This window comes from Caloramator sp. (genome assembly GCF_020054765.1).
GTDB lineage: Bacteria > Bacillota > Clostridia > Clostridiales > Caloramatoraceae > Thermobrachium > Thermobrachium proteoclasticum.
The window spans coordinates 64,922-83,726 of record NZ_JAIHAO010000011.1 but is presented as its reverse complement, the minus strand read 5'-3'; the positions used below and the strand labels follow the sequence as shown (position 1 = coordinate 83,726).

Sequence of the window (18,805 nt, the reverse complement as noted above, 5' to 3'; positions counted from 1 at the left end):
ATATCTTCCCCCTCATCATTCTTTAAATGCATTTATAACATCTTCATAACTTTTTGAACTAATTAGTTTATTCCTAACATCTTCATACATAAGTTTTCTTGAAAGCATACTTAAAATTGTTAAATGTTCATTATTTGCATTATTAGGTACTGCAATTAAAAAGAATATGTGTGCTAATTTTCCATCCATTGAATCATAATCAATACCTTCTTTTGATATACCAAAAACTAAAGCTGGTTCTACAACATATTCTGATTTTCCGTGAGGTATTGCAACTCCCATTCCAATTCCTGTAGTAAATTCCTCTTCTCTCTTTATCACCACCTCTTTAAATTTCTCTTTATCTGTTATTTTTCCGTCTCTATATAGAATGTCTATTAGTTCTTCAATTACCTCCATCTTTGATTTTGATTTTAGATTAAATTGTACTCTTTCTGGTGCTAAGATTTTTTGTAGTTCCATTTTTGTTACCTCCTCTGTATTTCTACTAATTCTATATATTTTAGTATTTCTTTTCTGTCGGGTGCTTGGCTACCTTCCATAGTTACCTTTGCAGTAGATGAAGCAATTGCTAACCTAAATGTATCCTCTAAAGGCATATTTTCGTGTACCCCTATTGCAAAAGCTGCAACCATTGAATCACCTGCACCAACAGTACTTTTTACATCTACCTTTAATGGTTTTGAATATAGACTTTGTTCCTTTGAAAAAAGCAATGCTCCATTTTCTCCCATAGATACTGCAACTATAATTCCCTTATTCACAAATTCTTCAACTGATTCCTTTATATCCTCTATGTTTTCACTACAACTTACGATTGTTTTTAACTCATTAATATTAGGTTTAATTAAATATGGATTAGCTTCTATACCATATCTTAGTGCTTGTCCTTCTGCATCAAGTATTATCTTTACATCTTTTTGTTTTAATTGTTCTATAATAACTTTATATACATTACTTTCAATTCCCTTAGGCAAGCTTCCTGAAAGAACAACAACATCCTCTCTGTTGACTCTATTTTTAAGCTTTCTTATTAACTTCTCTAAATCAAGATTATCCACACTAAAACCACATTGGTTTATATCAGTAAATATTCCTTCTTCCCTCTCAACAATCTTAATATTTGTCCTTGTTTCTCCATCAACCTCAATAAAATCGTGGCAAACCCCGTATTTATTCAATTTCCTATATATATAATCGCTATTTTCCTTACCAATAAACCCTAATGCACATACATTATATCCTAAGTTTTTTATAACCTTTGCAACGTTTATTCCTTTTCCCCCTATATCATCCCTTGTACTAATACTCCTATTTACGTGTCCTAATAAAAGTTTATCTAATACAATTGTTTTATCTATTGCTGGATTTAAAGTTACCGTAAAAATCAATTTATCACCTTCTTATATTAGTATGAATTTTATACCTAAATGTTCATATTTTTCATAGTCCTTAGGAAGCTTATCTGTAACGATATAATCTATTTTTGACACAGGACATATTAAAGAAAAATTAACCTCATCAAATTTAGAACTATCTATTAATAAAAATACCTCTTTCGCCCCTTCTATCATTACTCTTTTAGTATTGGCCTCAACTATATTAGGAGTTGTTACACCAGATTTTATAGATATTCCATTGGCACCTAAGAAGAGCTTATCAACCTTAAGCTTTTTTAGCGTTTCCTCAGCAACAGGCCCAACCATCGCCTTAGTTTTTGTTCTAAGTAATCCACCTGTTACTATTACCTCAACATCTTCCCTATCAGATAGTTCATCTGCAAGATTAACCGAGTTTGTAACAACTGTTACACCCTTAGCATTTAAATACTTTGAAATAAACTGAGTTGTAGTACCTGAATCAATGGTAACTGTATCTCCATCCTCTATTAAAGAAGCTGCCTTTTTAGCTATTTGTTCCTTTTCCTTTAGAAATTTATCTTGTTTTTCTTTAAAGGAAGGTTCAAAATTTGTGCTTGTATTGGATACAGCTCCTCCGTGGGTTCTTACAATACAACCAGCCTGCTCAAGTTCAATTAAATCTCTCCTGATTGTTGCTTCTGATACATTAAACAACCTTGAAAGTTCTGAAACTCTAACACTGTTACCTGAATTTATCATTTCAAGTATTTTGGCTTTTCGTTCCTCTGCAAACATAACATCACCTAATTCTCTAAACTTTCAAATAAATTTTTTATAGAATTATATGCCTCTTCCTCATCAGAACCCTCTATAACTATCTTAATAGTATCCCCTTTTTCTACCACAAGGCTTAAAACACTTATTAAACTCTTAGCATTTACATTTATATTATCCTTTTCTATTCTTATATCAGATTTAAATTTATTTGTCTCTGATATAATCATTGTAGTTGGTCTTGCATGAAGTGCCATTTCGGTTTTAAAAGTATATTTAAGAACCTTCATTCCTTCACCTCTTGTTTATTTGTGTTCGTTTTATTATTTTTTATGCTTGTTTTTGTTTGTTTATGTTTGTTTTTATTATAAATTATCTGAATTTTGAAGTCAATATATTTTTATAATTTTTCTAAATAATTAGATTGATTAATATTTTTTATTTTCATATAATATTTATGTAATAAAAAAACCTATAGGGAGGTAATAAAATGGCTGACGTTTTAAGAGGATTAGAACCACAATTAGTATTTGAATATTTCGAAGAAATATCCAAAATTCCAAGGGGTTCAGGAAACGAAAAGGCAATAAGTGACTATCTTGTTGATTTTGCTAAAAAGCATAACCTTGAGGTTATTCAAGATAAAGCACTAAATGTAATAATCAAAAAGTCTGGAACAAAAGGATATGAAAATGCTCCAACTGTAATTATACAAGGACATATGGATATGGTTTGTGAAAAAAACAAAGATACAAGGCACGACTTTGAAAGGGATGCTATACAACTTAGATTAGATGGAGATTACATATACGCAAACGGAACAACTCTTGGAGCAGATAATGGTATAGCAATAGCTTATGCACTTGCAATTCTCTCATCCAATGATATTCCTCACCCACCAATCGAAGTTCTTTTAACAGTTGAAGAAGAAACAGGTATGGGTGGTGCAATGGCACTTGATGGAAGTAATCTAAAGGGAAAAATGTTAATAAATATAGACTCTGAAGAAGAAGGCAAGCTTCTTGTTAGCTGTGCAGGTGGCGTTAGAACAACTCATAAGGTTAAGGCAAACCTTGTAGACGCTGACAAAAATAAGGCTGCCTATACTATTAGTATTAGAGGACTTAAGGGTGGTCACTCTGGTATGGAAATAGACAAAGGAAGAGGAAACGCTAACAAAATAATGGGAAGAATTTTAGATGATCTTTCAAAAGCATTAAACTTTGACTTAGTCGAAATAAACGGTGGTTCTAAAATGAATGCAATTCCAAGAGAATGCGATGCTACTATTTTAATAAACGAAAATCATCTTCAAAAGCTTCAAGATAAAATAAACGAATGGGATAAGATTTTAAAGAATGAACTTAGAAGTTCAGATGCAAATGTAAATGTATTTGTTTCAAAGATTGATAAAGAAATAAATAAATGCTTTGATGAGGATACAAAAAATAAAGTTATTGCATCACTTGTTCTTATCCCAAATGGAATACAAACAATGAGTATGGCAATTGATGGGCTTGTTGAAAGTTCAACTAACCTTGGTGTAGTAGAAACAAAGGAAAATGAAATTCTTTTCCAATCTGCAGTTAGAAGTTCAGTTAGAAGCTTAAAATATAATATACTCAACCAAGCCAAGAAGGTTGCAGAAGTTATAGGTGCTGAACTTGTTGCAGATTCTGACTACCCAGAATGGCAATATGACCCAGATTCAAAACTAAGACAGCTATTTATGGATGTATACAAGAGGATGTTTGGAAAGGACGCAGAAATAGTTGCAATCCACGCTGGTGTTGAATGTGGTCTGTTTAAAGAAAAATTGGGTGAAGATGTTGATATGATTTCCTTTGGACCTAATCTATACGATGTCCATACACCAGATGAACACATTAGCATATCATCTGTAAAGAGAATGTGGGATTATTTACTTGCTGTTTTAAAGGAAATTAAGTAATATAATTATGCCCCTTAAATGATTTAAATAAATCCTTTAAGGGGCATATAATCTAAATGTTATCTATTCATCTTTAGTATTCGTCGAGAATTCAATACTGCAAGTAATGCAACCCCTACATCTGCAAAAACTGCCTCCCACATATTAGATAAACCTATAGCAGCTAAAGCTAACACCAATATTTTAACAGAAAGTGCCAATATAATATTTTGCCAAACAATTTTCCTTGTATATTTTGAAATATTAATTGCTTCATAAACCTTTTCTATTTCATCATTTGTAATTACTATATCTGCTGCTTCTATTGCAGCATCTTGACCTAATGCTCCCATTGCAATTCCTACATCCGATATTTTAAGAACCGGTGCATCATTTATTCCATCGCCAACAAAGGCAACTTTTCCCGAAGTTTCCTTCTTAATCTCGTTAAACCTTTCCACCTTATCCTGTGGAAGAAGCCCGTAATAATATTGTTTTATACCCAATTGTCCTGCTACATTCTCTGCCGAGTTTTTATTATCACCTGTTAACATTACTGTATCTATATTTAATTTGTTTAGTGCTTCTATGACTTGTTTACTGGAGTCTTTTATTGTATCTGAAATAATTATATAGCCTGCTAAAATTCCTTCAACTGCTACAAATACCACTGTTCCACTTAATTCTTCTAAAACTTCTATCCCATTTAACTTCATAAGATTTAAATTTCCAACTATTACTTTTTTACCTTCTACTACTGCAATTAAACCTTGTCCAGCTATCTCCTTTAATTGAGTTACTTTATTTTTATCTATATACTCTCCATATTCTTTTACTATTGATACCGCAATTGGATGGTTGGAAAAGCTCTCTACATATGCCGCATACTTTAGCACATCTTCTTTATTAAAGCCGTTCATAGGCACAATATCAGACACCTTAAACTTTCCTAACGTTAACGTTCCTGTTTTATCAAAAACAACGGTTTTTAGATCACAAAGTACTTCAATATAGTTACTTCCTTTAATCAAAATCCCCCTTTTTGATGCAAGCCCAATACCACTAAAGAAACTAAGTGGGATTGATATAACAAGAGCACAGGGACAGGATACAACTAAGAATATTAAAGCTCTATATATCCATTCTTTAAAGCTACCATAGCCTAAAAAAGGTGGAAGCACCGAAAGTAAAAAGGACAAACCTACTACTATAGGAGTATAGTATCTTGCAAACTTTGTAATAAAGTTTTCTGTTTTTGCTTTATTTGCTGCTGCGTTTTCAACTAAATCTAATATTCTTTTTACTGTTGAATCTTTGTATGGCTTTGTAACTTTAACTTTTATTATTCCATCTAAGTTTATACTTCCTGACAAAACTTCTTTACCCTCGTTCACAAAATATGGCATAGTTTCTCCAGTTAATGCTGATGTATCTAATGAACTTACCCCTTCAACAACTACTCCATCAACAGGTATTCTTTCTCCTGCCTTTACAAGAATAATGTCATCTATTTTTAATTCTTCTATCTTTACTTTTATAGGTTTATTGTCCTTTAGAAGATTTGCAAATTCAGCCTTGAGCTTTAATAGGTTTTTAATTGATTTCCTTGATTTATCAACAGCCATATCCTGCAAAGTTTCACCTATCTTGTAAAAAAGCATAACTGATATTGCCTCGGGATACTCTCCTATTAAAAAGGCTCCAAATGTTGCAACTGTCATTAAAAAGTTTTCATCAAAAACTTGTCCCTTTATAATATTTTTAAGGGCCTTAAAAACAATATCTCCTCCAACTAATATATAGGATATAAAAGCAAATGTTAATTTTAGATTTTCATTTTTAGAAAAAATCATTATTAGGAAAAATACAACTCCAATTAAATATTGTATAAATTGTGATTTAAACTCCCTTTTCTCCTCTAATCTATCATCAATATTATTTATGCTTACCATATTGACGTGTGATTCAATACTTTTTATTATATTTTCAGCTTCCTTTGATACAGACTCAACATTCTTTGTTTCAATTATTAGCTTTTTATTCACAAAATCAATAGAAGCGAACTCTACACCTTCTATTTCTTTAATCCTTTTTTCCATTTTTGCTGCACAATTTGCACAGCCTAAACCTTCTAAATAATATTCATATTTCAAATCCCTCATCTCCCTTCATTTATATGTTCAAGCCCCTCTTTTACAATGTCTTTTATATGTTCATCATCAAGGGAATAATACACCACTTTTCCTTCCTTTCTATATTTAACAAGTCTTGCTTGTTTTAACACCCTAAGCTGGTGTGAAACTGCAGATTGAGACATATTAAGAAGTGCTGCTATATCACATACACACATCTCATGTTCAAAAAGTGCATACATTATTTTAATTCTTGTACTATCACCAAAGACCTTAAAAAATTCTGCTAAATCGAAAAGCAATTCTTCCTCAGGCATATTATTTTTTACCTCATTAACCACTTCTTGATGTATTACATTACAAGAACATATATCTATTTTTTTATCCATAAAACCACCTCACTTGAATATATGAATAATTGTTCATATATTATTATATACCTATCTACAATAAAATGCAAACAAAAATTAGCAAAAGGTAGTTTACTTTTTCAGCCTGTTGGAAAAGTTATGTAATGATTAGCCCCATGAAGGATTTCTTAGGCATCGGTTCTACGGCTTAAGCAATTCTAAGCTTTTCTTTGTTTGAAAAAGTCCTACCCTCGCGATGCCATCGTCCTGATGGCCGCTCGGCTCAGCACGTCCTGTGCCGAATTACGGACTTTTTCAAAGTCGAAAAGCAATAATTGCTAAAGCTCATGAAAGAGCCAATTGAAATCCTTTCATGGGGCTTTTTCATACTTTAGCTAACAAATGGGTTTGTCATCAATCTGAAAATGTAGTTTACCTTCTGCTAATTTTTAAATACACATATTAGAATCCTATAAAGTGTGCTATCAAAACAAATATTGTTCCTAATAAGAATAGAAATCCTTGCATCTTAATTTGCCATTTTGCCCATTTACCCCAATCTATTCTTGCAACACCTAAAACACCTATTAAACAAGCTGATGTTGGTACTATAACATTAGTTAATCCATCACCAAGTTGGAAAGCAAGTACAGCAGTCTGTCTTGAAACTCCAACTAAGTCTGAAAGTGGAGCCATTATTGGCATTGTTAGAGTTGCTTGACCTGAACCTGATACAACAAAGAAGTTGAATATTGATTGGAATAAATACATAAACTAACCTGCAAAAGCTCCTCCTAATTGTCCTACAGTTTTGCCCATTCCATTTAATATAGTGTTTAATACTGTTGGAGTTGAAGGGTCAGAACCACCAAGTATTATTAATATTCCCTTTGCCATACCAACAACAAGTGCTGCTCCAACTAAGTCTGCTGCTCCTCTTTGGAAGGATGTTGCAATGTCATCTGCCTTCATATCATTTAGTTTAAATATAACACCTATTATACCTGAAACAAGTCCCATAACAAAGAATTGTGATGCAATCTCCGGAATGTAATAAGCCTTCTTTGTAACGCCCCATACAACCCAAATTATTCCTAATAGTATTGTTAAAAGAACTAATTTATGTCCTAAATTAAATTCATGCTTTCCATCTTCTTTAATTGCCTCTTTTTTGAAGTACTCATTTGCTTCCTTAGAAACTGAATATTCTGGATTCCTCTTAACTTTGCTTACATAAACCATTGTATAAACTAAACCTACAAAGGTAAATACAATCCACATTATTATTCTAAAGGTTGCACCTGAAAATACAGGAACTCCAGAAACTCCCTGTGCAACAGCAATGCTAAATGGATTCATCCAAGATGTTGCAAATCCAATCTGGCTTGCTACATATGTTATAAGTACACCAACAACCGCATCATATCCTAAAGCTATTACAAGAGGTATAACTATCATTGCAAATGGAATAGTCTCTTCACCCATTCCAAATACTGCACCACCAAGTGAGAATAAAACAAAGAGAACTGGTATTATTAGAAATTCTTTTCCTTTTGTTACTTTTATCATTGACATTATTCCTGAATCAACTGCACCTGTTCTTAAAATAATTCCAAACGCACCGCCTATAACAAGTATAAATGCTACTATACCAACTGCAGAACCCCATTTATATCCTGTTACAAGACCTTCAAATACATAGTTTAACATACCATAACCGCCAGTATCCTCTGTTCCCCATATTTTTGCAGGTTTTCTAACTACATTACCTGATTCATCAACTTCATATTGGAAACTAATTAGAAACTATCTGCTTTAACAACTGTCTTCATCTTCTCCTTTTCTCCCTGTTTGTACTTAACCTCTTGAGTTTCAAACTTTCCAACTGGAACTAAAAATGTAAGAAGCCAAGCAAGTAAAACTACCATAAAGATGATTACATAAGTATGTGGAACCTTTACCGTCTTATTCTTTACAGTCGAAGTTTCAACCTGTAGGTTTTGTAACATATAAATCCCCCCTTAATATTCTTGTTTTAAATATATGCAAATTAAATGCCAAATTATATTTATTCCTATATGTAGTTTAATTTTTATATTCGATATAGAATAAATTATAATAATATCCATATATAACCATTAAACCTGTTACCATAATAAAAAGCCCTCTGACTTAACAAGAGGACTTTTTAGATTAAACACATATAATTTTTCTAATATAATCTAATTGTTTTTTTACATTTTCAAACAATTCTAATTTATAGGCCTCATCAATTGAAAACCATCCAATATCCTTGTGTCCTTCATTATTTATAAGCCTATCACTTTTTGATCGTGCTAAATACACAAAATCTTCGTGATAATGGTCTCCTATATCCTCAAGCTGAACTAAAAAAGGAGTTGGTAAAGGTGTTGCCCTTTCATCACCAAGATTATTTTTTACATCAATAAACTCAATTTTAACGCCAGCCTCCTCAAGGGCTTCTCTTTCTGCTGCAACGTGAGTTAACTCCCCTTCTTCAACGTGTCCACCTGGCGGAAGATACGTATTTAGTTTTTTGTGATAAAGTAATAAAATTTCATTTTTTGTATTTAATATATATACGGCAACTGCTCTATGAAATTTCATAATTCCTCCTACTTTGCTACTGTTATTTTATTGTGTATTTGCTTCATATATGCAACTATTAGTTTATCTACTATTTGACTTTGCTTTATAATGTCATTATTTTGCAATTTATTATAATCAGTCCATTCTACCATTCGATTTAATTTTTCTACTTCCTTCATTAGTATATATTTGTCCACGTAAATCACCCCATCTCAATTGTATTTTACCACAACTAAGATGGGGATTACTGCTGCATTGTGTTGTCGTTTTTTGTTATTTTATAAGTGCATCAGCCAAAACATCCATAGGGTCAATCACAGGTACTTCAACGTGCTCTTGTTTTAAAACTAATCCTATTTCTGTACATCCAAGTATTATAAGCTCTGCTCCTTGAGAAATTAAATGCTCTGCTGCACTCTTTAATAAATTTAATGGTATTTCGTTTTTAACACCTCTTTTTATTCCCTTTTCGCCATATATTGCCTCCATCACCTTTTCCTCCTGAATAGTTGGAGATGGATATATAACATTAGCAAAATCGAGGTGTTTTTTGAATATACCAGTTTTAACTGTTCCCGTTGTTGCTAAAACACCAATATTTTTAACATTTGGATAATGCTTAAATATATATTCTCTCACTACATCAAAGGCATTTATTATAGGGTAAGACACACTGTTTTGAATTTCTTCTATGAAATAGTGCGATGTCATACAAGGAATACATGCAACATCCACACCAACCTTTTCAAGATTCTTTGCAGTATTTATGAGTGTATTTATTGGACTTTCGCCACCATATAAAATTGCCTTTGTTCTATCTGGAATTTTAGGGTTGTTGTCTATTATTATTCTAAAGTGATCTTGATCCTTTTCAACCTTTGTTTTTTGAATTATTTTCATAAATAGATCTGCAGTTGCTTCTGGTCCCATTCCTCCGATTATACCTATGACCTTATCGTTCATCTATCTTCCCTTCTTTCTTTAGACTGCGTATATTTATAGTTACACACCTGCTACTCTATTTTGTAATGGTTTAAATAGCTTTAATGTATCAATATTAGGATTTAGTTCTCTTATGATTTCAAGTGCAACCTTTGCTCCATAGTCCATTCCTTGACAACCAGCAAGAAGAATTACATCATCTTTTCCTACTTCCTTTATTGCGTGCTTTATTGAATCATACAATTCATCGTATAAAATAACATCTATACCAGCTTTATTCATAACTTCCTTAAAAACCATTACTTCTTCCTCTTTAACCCAATCCTTTTCAGTCGTATGGGATCTACTTAAAGTTGCAATTATTTCCTTTAGACCTAATTTATGTGCCCATTTTACGATTGTTTCTGCATTTTCTCTATTAACTATAGGACCTCTATTTCCTCTTATTGCATAAACCAGCTTTAAATTGTTATACTTCATTTTTTGTAGTGTTTCTAATGTCACATCAATATTTCCTGGGTTTGCAAAATGGTCGTCAATAATCTTAAAATCCTCTTCATATATTATTTCAAAACGTCTTTCAACACCGCCAAACTTCAATAGTGCATCCTTTATGACATCAACTGGAACACCACATATTAATCCAACAGTAATTGCAACCATAGCATTATAAACTGAGTGGTATCCTGGCGTTTTAAGCTCTACATCAAAGGATGTTGGTGTATAAAGAATGTCTTCACCTCTAAACTCTTTTCTAATTTCAACTGTAAACTTTGCTCTTCCTGTTGAAAGGTCAAGATTTTTGCAATAAAGATGTCCATTTGGGTTTTCAATACCATAAGTTATAACCTTAGCCTTTGTTTTATCAACAAGAGAAGCAACGTATGGACAATCTAAATTCAAAATAGCAAATTGATTTTCCTTTGCATTAGTAATAAGACTTGATTTAACTCTAAAGTATTCCTCAAAGGAACCGTGAAGGTCTATGTGTTCTCTACTTATGTTATTAAAGACAACAATGTCAAAATCCACATCGTTTACACGTTTCAAATCAAGTGCTGAAGAGGACACCTCCATAGTTACGTGGGTAACCCCTTCCCTATACATCTTATCAAAATATCTATGTAAGTCTAATGACTCTGGAGTTGTCAAGTTTGCAGGTATAATTGTATTTCCATATTTAACAGCAACTGTACCTATTAGGCCTGTTTTAAAACCACTATTTTCCAATACAGCGTTTGTCATAAAAGTTGTGCTTGTCTTACCATTAGTTGCTGTTACACCTATTACCTTCATTTTTTTAGAAGGACTACCATAGAATCTATCACTTAATCTTGATAATGCTTCTCTACTGTTTTTTACTTTAATTTGGGGTATTGTCCAACCATCTTGAAACTCTTCAACAACAAGTGCAACTGCACCATTTGTAACTGCATCTAATATAAATTTATGTCCATCTGTTTTATATCCTTTAATGCATACAAACAAATCACCATTTAAAACGTTTTTAGAATTATAAGCTATTCCCTCTATATCTATATTTTTGCCGTTTCTTATTTCTACTTCGTCAAGACATTTTATTAAATCATATAATTTAATCATCTTACTCTCCTCTCAACAAATAATTTTTATCCCCTTTTAAATATCTTATCAAATACTCTTGATATTTTTGAATTTAAAAATACAAAGAATGGTTTTGGGTCTTTAATATCCCAAATTGCATAAGCCTTTGGTCTGAAGAAGGAGGTAATAACTTGAGATAAAGTTAGCTGTTTAGTGCGAATATATTCTTTTATTGCCAAAATATCTTCATAGGCATACCAAAAAGCTCTATTTGTATCCCAAGTCACAGCATCATTTGGCAATGGATTTCCTGTTAAATCCCTATAGGCAATATATGGCATATTAATTCCAACCTTATATAACAGATTATTTAAATTTGTTGTCCTAACATTTACTTCAATCAAATAGAAATTTTCTGTTTCCTCATCCTTTTTAAACTCAATTTCTGCAAATCCCTTAAACTTTACTCCTTCTAAAAATTTAGCTCCTATGTCGTAAAGTTCTGGTACATATTTTTGTTTTGTATACACAGAAGCACCATAGTTTATAGGATATTGACGCATTTTTTGACAAGTAACCCAATGAGTTACCTTTGAATCTTTGTTTAAATAGGCATCAAAGGTGTGCATACAGTCATCAAAACCTTTTATTATCCTTTGAATTATAACTTCTGTATTAGCCTCCTTTGCTTTTTGAACACATTCTAATAATTCTTCTCTATTATAAACTTTAAAAAGCTTTCTTCTAAATATTGAAACAAAGGTATGAGAATCAACAGGTTTTACTAAACAAGGATACTTAATTTCTTTTTCCACTTTTTCAATAAAATTCTCTTCATCAACACTTACAGTCTCTGGAACTCTGACTCCGTGTTCTATTGCCAAATCCCTTAAGGTTCCTTTGTTCATAAGCTTTGTATATAAATCTCGCTCAATATCGTGTATTAAATAGTACTGCTTTAATACATCTAAATGTTCATCAACAAACTCTACATAAGGGTCTGCACAAGGAAATAGAACTGGAGGATGTTCTTGCTTTTTTGCGTAGTCTATTAAAAATTGTAAAAACTCCTGTGGCTTTTCCTTATAGTGCGGACCTATCAAAATCTCTGAACAATATTTTGAGTAAAATCCATATGTACCCTTTTTAGAATAATCAACTGCTGCTACTTTAACTCCTTCACTTCCAAGGCATCTAATAACACTAAGTCCAATATAATAATTTGCTCCAAGTACAACTGCTTTATTCTTATGTTCCATATCTCACAACCTACTTTCTAATTGTAATAAATTAAAACTTATCGTCCTAATTTTACTGTATACCAATTTTTATCCTTATTTTTTTCATATCCACTTAATTTAGATATTTGAACATTTGGGTATGATTTCCTAATATATTCTACTTCCTCAGAAGATAACCTCAACTCTCTTACTACTTTCCCATCCCTGAAGGAATTTGTAAAAAACTCTTCGAATTTTTTAATTTTATCTCCTTCCATTTTTTCTCCCCCTAATATTTAAAATATAACCCTTTTTAAAAGTATTATAACATATTATTACTCTTCATTATAGATTATTACAATAAATATTTATACAATAATCAAATCTAAATGTAAATAGTCTTTATTTATTATGAAAGAAAAAGAGTCCTCTACCTTCATTTGTAGAAGACCCTTTTTCTTTCATATTTTTGTATATACTATTTTTTGAATATTCCCATTGGCTTACCTATTGGTAAAAATTCACGTCCAAAGTGGTGATTTAAATTTATTTAAAAATCAAAGTTTTTACTTTAGGTTGACATAGGTGTCAATATTTTAGAAAAATAATTCCCCTGGCCTGTATCCATATGGTAAATCTTCTTCACTTATGAATTTAAAATTATCATCTTGCAAAATAGGTAAAAATACATCATATGGAATTCTTGAAAACTCACAAGCATAATTACTTGCTCCAAACCACTTTCCCTCTTTGCTGCCTAAATTTAAACCTCTTGCAAACTTTGTATAATTTGAACAATCGTGAATTACTAAATCCCAGTTTTCTTCTTCAGCAATTTTCATTAGTTTAAGAGTAAGCTCCCTACTCCAAATTGGTGAAATATAACCACCTCTTGATATATACATATTTTCTCCATAATAATTGTATATGTTATTTTCATTTAAATGAAGTTCTGCACAGTTTATAAAATCAAGTTTTGTATCTAATATAGCCTGTTTTTTCTTTAAAAATGATTCAAAAAACTCTGGTGTCATTGGTGTTTCAATACCTACTCTTTCAATATACTGTTTCGCTATACCTATATTTTCTATAACCTTGTCTGAACAGTTAGTAGCACCTAAATTAAAGCGTATCTCATTAAGTCCAGCTTCACCTAATGCCTTTAATGTCTCCTCTGTTGCCAAAGTACCATTTGTGTACATATGTTGATGGATTTTAGCTTCACTAAATTTTTTTATTACAGAATAATATTTTTCAATTTCCATAAATGGTTCTAAATATACATATGCAACACCAGTAGGTTTATTTTGTATTGATAAAAGTAGATCTATATCCCTTTCATAAAACTTTGTTCCTCCAATTTCCCATAAACCTTCTCCAACTGGAGGCATATCTTCTAACTGTCCATAGTTATAGCAAAACTTACAATCTAAATTACACTTGTTTGTTTTCCTAATAGCACCCAAACCATTGCCCAGTAAACAAGAACGACAACCTTTAGGAAATTTATCTTCATTTCCAACAAAATAAGTTCTGTTTTCTAATGTTTTTAAATTTTTAATTTGAGACATTAACATAGTATTTCTATGTTCAACTACTGCTTCAATTTGTGCAAAAGTGGCATAAACAATCTCTTCTTGCTTTGGACTTAACTCCTCATCCTCTGGTAGTTGTGCAAAAAATTCAAACCACATCAACGCATCCTTCTTTGAAATCTTCATCTCTTGTCCTCCTCTATTTTAAAAATCTTCATCTGATATTACATCTTTATAGTAGCAAGTATAATTATAATCATTATTTTTTTCAATTTTATCAATTAGACTAAATTTAATATTTGTTTCTTGACTTGTTATAACTGGCATTTTTAAATTTTGATTAAAATGTTTTATGGGCTTTTCGTAATTTTTTATAAAATAGTCATGATCCTTAATACGTTGAAGAGTTCTCTTATTGGCCGAAGATATAGATTTCCATACATTTTCTTCAATAATTTCTAAAAGATTTTTATCAATCTCATAACCAATGCTATTCCTTTGACAAGCCATCGCTGCTATAGTAGTTGTACCTGTACCTAAAAAAGGATCTAAGATAGTATCTCCTTTAATAGAATACATATTTATTAATCTATAGGCTAATTCATATGGATAAGCAGCACTTCTTGAACGTGAATTTCCCTTTAAATTTTGATTAACTCCTTTAAAATCCCACAAATCAGAAAACCATATATTACGTTCCTCCCAAAAATAAGCGCTTTCTTGCCTAATCTTCTTTTCAATCTGCGTTTTAAACTCTCTTTTTTTATCTTTTCTAAAAATTAATATATATTCATGTTCTAATGTAACATATGCACCTGCTGGTAACATACCAGACCCCATAAATTTGTTTGGTGCATTTGTTTGTTTTCTCCATATTATAGACGGTAAAGATTTAAAACCTAATTTATTCATTGTGGCTATTATTCTGGAATGATTCATATAAATTTCAAAATTATTATTTATTGTTCTAGTTGCATCTCCTATATTTATACAAACAATTCCTCCACTTTTTACAACTCTACTTAATTCCACCCAAACTTTATCAAGATTTTGATGCATAAATTCAAATGCACTTCTGCCATCACCTTTTTCAAAGGCCTGTTTGACATTTTTGTCTTCAAAAAATAGCTCATCCCACATTTCAATCATTGGATATGGTGGCGATGTTACAACTAAATCTATTGAATTAGAAGGGATTTCTGACATATCTGATGAATTTTTAAAATATAATTTATGGAATGTGCTCATTAGGTTCATCCTTTCTTGTGCTTAACTAAGCTAATTTAATCTTATAAAGTAATATTCACAACATCACTATAATAACTAATAATTTACCCCATTGCAACATACAGTATTTTGTTTGAGTTATTTACTTTAATTTTTTATATGTTTAACTAAATATAAATAAAAAAACATGTCTTAAGCGACATGTTTTTTATTTGATCTATTACTAATGGATTTGTAAAAACAATTTTAGATTGATCTGATATTTGTTTGTATTCTAATATAAAAGTTAATTTGACAGCTATTTCTCCACTTCAACATACAAACCTGTTTTAGTTTTTGAATAATAAATCATTTTTACATTAATTGTTTCTGACAAATGTCCCATTGTTTTATATGAATCAGGTTTAATAGAATAAGGTGTTTCTCCTACAAAACCATCAATACCTTGTGATTCTTCATAAGGTGTAGCTAATCTAAAATCTTGGCCTGTCTTTTCAGCAAATGCTGCTAAAATTGCTTGTTGAACATATAAACCATTATACGTTTTATTAATAACAAGATCTCGAACCCATTTTTCCACTAAATTTTTATCTATCAATTCTATAGCTTTTTTAAAGTTCTCTATCTGTTCATAAATTTTTATTGTTGCTTCTTCAATTGCATTAGGATATTTATCCAAATACCAACTTTCCCAATTTTTAATAGAAATATCATTTGTCTGTTTTTGAAATTCTTGAAACAATTCAGATAGTTGACCAACAACTTTTGGTCTAGTTCCCTGTGCATTTTGATTTGCTAAGTTAATTAATTGTGTTGTATACTTTGGAAATTCTAGTTTAGTTATTCCATTATATTTTTGAATATTTTCATTTGTAATTTGAAATTTCATTTTTACCCCCAAAATTTAACAAAATAATATATCCCTTTATATTTGCTTACAATACAATTATATCATCAAAAACTAAGAGTTCAAGCAATCAATTTGCCTATTACCTATTATTTTTATTTATTTCTTAAGCGTGCCATCATTCTTGTTAATCCGCCACCATTTTCAAGATTTGTAAAACCATAAGCTCTAAGAATTTGGACAGCATAAGCACTTCTTGCTCCTGACGCACAATATAAAATTATTTTTCTGTCCTTATTTCCTAATTCATCTATTCTATATTCTAATTCATCTAAAGGTATATTTATAGCCCCTGGAAATGCTCCATACTCAAATTCTTCTTCTGTTCGAACATCAACAATTAAAGGTTCATTAGACTGTTCCTTCTTTATTTCTTCTGTTGCAACATTCTTCTTATCTTCAGTATTCTTTTCTCCTATTTTTTTGACTTCTGGTGAAGGTAAATTAATTTGGAAATTTATTGGATTAATTGCCCTTACATAACGTGAAAGACTTTCAAATCCACCACTTACATTATACACATTTGTAAATCCTGCCCCAATAAAAGTACGTACTGCTTGATGTCCTTTCTTTCCTGTTTGATCATAAATTAATATTAATTGATCTTTTGCAATTCTGTTTAGAACAGTTGCTATCATTTCAAGTGGTACATTTACTGCACCCTCTACATGTGATTTTTCAAATGCAAATACATCTCTAACATCAATCCACAACGCATCTTTTCCATTTAAAAAATCATCAATTTCAGAAACAGTTAATGAAGGCGAATAACCTGAAATTCTATTCTCAGCTACAAAGGCTGCCATATTAATAGCATCATTTGCAGTTCCTAATGGTGGTGAGTATGCAAAATCTATATCAGCAAGGTCATAAACAGTAAGTTTTGATGCCACAGCAGTTGCTAAAACATCTAACCTTCTATCTGCTCCTGCATAACCAGCTGTTTGGCCTCCTAATATTAATCCAGTATCTTTATCATAAACAATAAGCACTGTAACTAATTCTGATCCAGGGTAATAAGAAGTATGGTGTTCCTTATGAACTACAATTGCATCTGCATTAAATCCTGCAGACCTTGCAGCTTTTAATGAAAGCCCTGTAATTCCTGCAACTGCATCAAAAACCCTTACTATTGATGTACCAATAGGGCCTTTATACTCATGTTTTTTACCAAGAGCATTCTCAGCTGCAATTCTTCCTTGACGATTAGCAGGGCCCGCCAGAGGAATACGAACCTTCTTACCAAGAACTCTGTGTTCAAATTCAATCATATCGCCTGCTGCATAAATATTGTCATCACTTGTCTTTAATGTTGAATCAACTAAAAGTCCTCCTGCATCACCTATAGCAAGACCTGCTTCTTGTGCAAGTTGTAATGTAGGTCTAACACCAATTGATAATAATACCATATCTGCATCCACTTTTATGCCATCTTTAAGTGTTACGCTGTTTTTACCTATCTCAGATACAGCTTTACCTGTTAGTATATTTACCCCATATGACAACATTTCTTGCTGAATAAAACCTGCTATTTCTGCTTCCATTATACTCATCACGTGAGGCATCATTTCCACTACTGAAACCTTTATTCCTCTTTTTACTAATGCTTCTGTCATTTCAAGTCCTATAAACCCACCACCTACAACAACAGCTGTTTTGGGTTTTTTATTTTCTATAAATGAATGTATTTTATCCATATCTTCAAGTGTCCAAAGTTGAAAAACATGATCTTGTTCTGCACCAGGAATTGGAGGAGCAATAGGCTTACCACCCTGAGCTAAAATCAATTTTGTATACTCAAACGCCATCTTTTGACCTGTAACAGTATTAACAGCATATACAATTTTATTTTGTCTATCTATTTCTATAGCTTTTGTATTTACATGAACATCTACCTGATATTGTTCGTAAAAACTTTCTGGACTTTGTAGTATAAGTTTTGATCTGTTTTTTATATCTCCACCTATATAATAAGGAAGCCCACAATTCGCAAATGAAATATCAGGCCCTGCTTCAAGGATAGTAATTTTAGCATCAGCCGAAAGTCTTCTTGCTTTTGCTGCTGCTGTTGCACCTGCTGCTACACCACCTATTATAACTATTTTTTCCATAATAATCACCTCAACATATATTATTTACTAATTTCGGATAGATTTATTTTTTGATAGGATTATTAAATTATTTATAAACCTATTAATTTATTTAAGTATAAAATTATTATTATAATTTTTCAGTTTATAATATACCCCCTATG

General features: G+C 31.4%; 18 protein-coding genes and 1 pseudogene. 1 reads left to right on the top strand and 18 read right to left on the bottom strand.

All coding sequences use genetic code 11. From position 1 onward, the window contains the following. Positions 1-15: 15 nt before the first annotated feature. From JG776_RS05800 to JG776_RS05785, 4 genes are read right to left on the bottom strand one after another with little or no spacing between them, the layout of a single operon-like run. On the bottom strand, positions 16-462 hold the full coding sequence (locus JG776_RS05800) for a PTS sugar transporter subunit IIA (protein WP_291965555.1): 447 nt from the start codon (positions 460-462) through the stop codon (positions 16-18). A 5-nt stretch (positions 463-467) separates the two neighbouring features. Then, positions 468-1,391, bottom strand: coding sequence for a 1-phosphofructokinase (gene pfkB / locus JG776_RS05795; protein WP_291965553.1), 924 nt, complete (start codon positions 1,389-1,391; stop codon positions 468-470). A gap of 12 nt (positions 1,392-1,403) precedes the next feature. Then, complete coding sequence (locus JG776_RS05790; RefSeq protein ID WP_291965550.1) at positions 1,404-2,156, bottom strand: DeoR/GlpR family DNA-binding transcription regulator; 753 nt, start codon at positions 2,154-2,156, stop codon at positions 1,404-1,406. Between the two features lie 8 nt (positions 2,157-2,164). Beyond that, positions 2,165-2,425 carry an HPr family phosphocarrier protein gene (locus JG776_RS05785; protein WP_291965548.1) on the bottom strand — a complete coding sequence of 87 codons (261 nt, stop codon included), beginning with the start codon at positions 2,423-2,425 and terminating at the stop codon, positions 2,165-2,167. A gap of 200 nt (positions 2,426-2,625) precedes the next feature. Between JG776_RS05785 and JG776_RS05780 the strand changes: the two genes are divergently transcribed. Then, the gene (locus JG776_RS05780; RefSeq protein ID WP_291965546.1) at positions 2,626-4,086 is read left to right on the top strand and encodes an aminoacyl-histidine dipeptidase; all 1,461 of its coding nucleotides are present in this window, start codon (positions 2,626-2,628) and stop codon (positions 4,084-4,086) included. Between the two features lie 59 nt (positions 4,087-4,145). Here the strand turns inward: JG776_RS05780 and JG776_RS05775 are convergent, their stop codons facing one another. The 14 genes and pseudogenes from JG776_RS05775 to JG776_RS05715 form a co-directional block, all read right to left on the bottom strand. Continuing rightward, entirely contained in the window at positions 4,146-6,227 is a 2,082-nt protein-coding gene (locus JG776_RS05775) for a heavy metal translocating P-type ATPase (RefSeq protein WP_291965544.1), read from the bottom strand. Continuing rightward, a complete protein-coding gene (locus JG776_RS05770; RefSeq protein ID WP_291965542.1) occupies positions 6,224-6,586 on the bottom strand; it encodes a metalloregulator ArsR/SmtB family transcription factor in 363 nt (120 codons plus the stop codon). Before JG776_RS05770 ends, JG776_RS05775 begins: the two co-directional genes overlap by 4 nt. A gap of 423 nt (positions 6,587-7,009) precedes the next feature. Beyond that, positions 7,010-8,257: pseudogene (yfcC, locus tag JG776_RS05765) on the bottom strand (putative basic amino acid antiporter YfcC). Positions 8,258-8,346: 89 nt separating this feature from the next. Further along, complete coding sequence (locus JG776_RS12420) at positions 8,347-8,556, bottom strand: hypothetical protein (protein WP_366934193.1); 210 nt, start codon at positions 8,554-8,556, stop codon at positions 8,347-8,349. Positions 8,557-8,740: 184 nt separating this feature from the next. Continuing rightward, positions 8,741-9,175: an NUDIX domain-containing protein gene (locus JG776_RS05760; protein ID WP_291965540.1), complete on the bottom strand. Its 435-nt coding sequence runs from the start codon at positions 9,173-9,175 to the stop codon at positions 8,741-8,743. Positions 9,176-9,183: 8 nt separating this feature from the next. Then, complete coding sequence (locus tag JG776_RS05755) at positions 9,184-9,354, bottom strand: Spo0E family sporulation regulatory protein-aspartic acid phosphatase (RefSeq protein ID WP_291965538.1); 171 nt, start codon at positions 9,352-9,354, stop codon at positions 9,184-9,186. Positions 9,355-9,430: 76 nt separating this feature from the next. Beyond that, positions 9,431-10,120, bottom strand: a complete 690-nt coding sequence (locus JG776_RS05750) for an amino acid racemase (protein ID WP_291965536.1) — start codon at positions 10,118-10,120, stop codon at positions 9,431-9,433. Between the two features lie 39 nt (positions 10,121-10,159). Further along, complete coding sequence (locus JG776_RS05745) at positions 10,160-11,701, bottom strand: UDP-N-acetylmuramoyl-L-alanyl-D-glutamate--2,6-diaminopimelate ligase (protein ID WP_291965534.1); 1,542 nt, start codon at positions 11,699-11,701, stop codon at positions 10,160-10,162. A 26-nt stretch (positions 11,702-11,727) separates the two neighbouring features. Next, complete coding sequence (locus JG776_RS05740) at positions 11,728-12,921, bottom strand: carboxylate--amine ligase (protein ID WP_291965531.1); 1,194 nt, start codon at positions 12,919-12,921, stop codon at positions 11,728-11,730. Between the two features lie 38 nt (positions 12,922-12,959). Beyond that, positions 12,960-13,160 carry a hypothetical protein gene (locus JG776_RS05735; protein WP_291965529.1) on the bottom strand — a complete coding sequence of 67 codons (201 nt, stop codon included), beginning with the start codon at positions 13,158-13,160 and terminating at the stop codon, positions 12,960-12,962. A 318-nt stretch (positions 13,161-13,478) separates the two neighbouring features. Continuing rightward, positions 13,479-14,603, bottom strand: a complete 1,125-nt coding sequence (locus tag JG776_RS05730) for a radical SAM protein (protein ID WP_291965526.1) — start codon at positions 14,601-14,603, stop codon at positions 13,479-13,481. An 18-nt stretch (positions 14,604-14,621) separates the two neighbouring features. Continuing rightward, entirely contained in the window at positions 14,622-15,665 is a 1,044-nt protein-coding gene (locus JG776_RS05725) for a site-specific DNA-methyltransferase (protein WP_291965524.1), read from the bottom strand. Between the two features lie 277 nt (positions 15,666-15,942). Next, positions 15,943-16,533, bottom strand: a complete 591-nt coding sequence (locus JG776_RS05720) for an MjaI family restriction endonuclease (RefSeq protein WP_291965522.1) — start codon at positions 16,531-16,533, stop codon at positions 15,943-15,945. 113 nt (positions 16,534-16,646) lie between these two features. Then, positions 16,647-18,662, bottom strand: coding sequence for an FAD-dependent oxidoreductase (locus tag JG776_RS05715; protein WP_291965520.1), 2,016 nt, complete (start codon positions 18,660-18,662; stop codon positions 16,647-16,649). Between the last annotated feature and the right edge of the window lie 143 nt (positions 18,663-18,805).